Genomic DNA, 2065 nt, shown 5'->3' with positions numbered 1-2065 from the left:
GTTATAGGGAGATTTTGAAGACATTATTGTCTATTTTTTATCAGAAAGGAGAATGGGAAATGAAAGTAGTAAATGAGCCGAGAATAGGCGGAATGGAACCGCTTGCAGGATGTACTTGTAGTTCAGGGCAAAAGAAGACCAGAGGTCCATGGGATCCCATATGGAATTGTAATTGCCAATGTAATGGAGGAACTACAAACTACAATGCAAATCATGACAAAGCTAGTGAGAGATAGCTGAGGTGGGAGTAAGGGTTGATTTTGACCTTTACTCCTTTTTGCTTAATGTATTTAATTGTGTTTCAATACTGCTTTGCCTTAGTATAATAAGGTTGTGTTTGCAGTAGAAAGAAAGCAGATGGGGTAAACTATGGAATTTGTGGCATATGATATAAGGCCAATATGCCGAATCAAAACGGAATCCGGGCTATTGAAGTAAGGCTTATATCAAAGGAGGAAAATAATATGAGTAATGCAAGGTTTGGAATGGTATTCAGCACAACTGAGGACAGCCATTATTTTTATGATTCTGGAACGGGCAAAGTTGTTAGCTGTAATACACAGGAAAAGAAGTTTTTAGAGGATATATTAAATAATAAAATAAGTTTGAAAGAGGCTTGTGAAAATAATCAAGAGTTTGCAGTACTCATTTCCGAGGAGAAATTATTTGCATGTCCAGAAGAGAGAGAGTTTTTAATACCTAGCAAAGAGGAATTTGAAGAACTTATTACCGGACACTGTGAACAGATTATCTTGGAAGTTACAGAAGCATGTAACTTGAGATGTGAGTACTGTATTTATCATGAACATCATCCTGAATTTAGGGGTTTTTCAAACAGGAATATGACTAAAGAAGTTGCGTTGAGGAGTATTGATAATGTTTTAAGGTCATATAAAAAAGACAGGTTTGCACTGACTTTTTATGGAGGAGAACCATTGATTAATTATCAACTAATAAAGGAATCTATATTATATACACAAAAGAAATATCCTAACATAAAATTGGACATATCGTTCACTACAAACTTAACATTACTAAGAAAGGAAATGATAGATTTCTTTAAGTCACTGGATAACGTTTATATTTTATGCAGCTTAGACGGACCGAAAGACTTCCATGATAAGTACAGGAAATATGTTAATGGTAATGGAACATTTGAGGAAGCTATAAAAGGGATTCAATTACTGCGTGAACATTTTTACTTTGAAGGTGATGAGGAGCATACATTTGCAATAAACTGTGTTGTAACTCCGCCATATAGCAAGAAAAATCTTGACAGATTAGAATATTTTTTCAGAGAAGAACTTAAATTGCCCAAAGACGTGTCAGTATCATATTCATATTTGGATAGGGGACAAATGCAGGTAGATTTAGGAAGTTCCGGGTTGATTGCAGATGATATTGGCGGGAAACTGGAAGCAAGTCCTATTGAGGAATGGGCATTGGATAAAATTATAAAGAAAGAGGAAAGGCAAGAAGAATTGTTTAGCATAATCAGTCAGGATATGCTAAGGGTAGCTAAAAGGCTTCGAGCAGATGATGGTTTAATAGAAAAAACCTACTTTCATGGAAATTGTGTTCCGGGGCAAAGAAGAATTTATGTGAATGTTGATGGAACATATAAGGTATGCGAGAGAATAGGTGCCTCTCCAACATTAGGGAATCATATCAGTGGGTATGATATAGATAAGATTTATAAAGAATATTATAAAGACTATGTGGAGTATTTTAAGAGGATATGTAAGAACTGCTGGGCACAGCCGATGTGTTCTATTTGTTATGAAAGGACAATGGATAAGGACGGTATAAAAAAAGATGTGCCAGATTCCGTCTGCATGGGTTCAAGGCGTTTAATAAGGGATGCTTTTATAAGCTATTACAGACTTTATGAAATGGACAGGGAAAAATTGGAGGAAACACTTCAGAAGTATGAAAAAGCCAGAAAAGAGGCGGAAGGGATAAGGCAATATGAAGTTTACGGCGAGTCTCTGTAAAATTCATTTATAGGATGATTAATAGATGAAAACAAAAGTATTCAGTCTTTATAAGAACATAATTTGGATAG

Annotated in this window: 2 protein-coding genes; both read left to right on the top strand. The window is 35.3% G+C overall.

Going from position 1 to position 2065, the window contains the following annotated elements; all coding sequences use genetic code 11:
• Window positions 1–236: hypothetical protein (locus HMPREF0381_RS15090; protein WP_008752671.1), on the top strand; the 236-nt coding region annotated here is incomplete at its 5' end.
• Window positions 237–464: 228 nt separating this feature from the next.
• Window positions 465–1994, top strand: coding sequence for a radical SAM protein (locus tag HMPREF0381_RS14005; RefSeq protein WP_242824455.1), 1530 nt, complete (start codon window positions 465–467; stop codon window positions 1992–1994).
• Window positions 1995–2065: the final 71 nt, after the last annotated feature.

Origin of the sequence: Lachnoanaerobaculum saburreum DSM 3986 (genome assembly GCF_000185385.1) — a bacterium.
Lineage (GTDB): Bacteria > Bacillota > Clostridia > Lachnospirales > Lachnospiraceae > Lachnoanaerobaculum > Lachnoanaerobaculum saburreum.
This window is presented reverse-complemented; position numbering and strand designations above follow the sequence as displayed.

Coding starts and splice junctions, on each gene's coding strand:
- HMPREF0381_RS14005 (WP_242824455.1), top strand. CDS start 465: ATGAGTAATGCAAGGTTTGGAATGGTATTCAGCACAACTGAGGACAGC.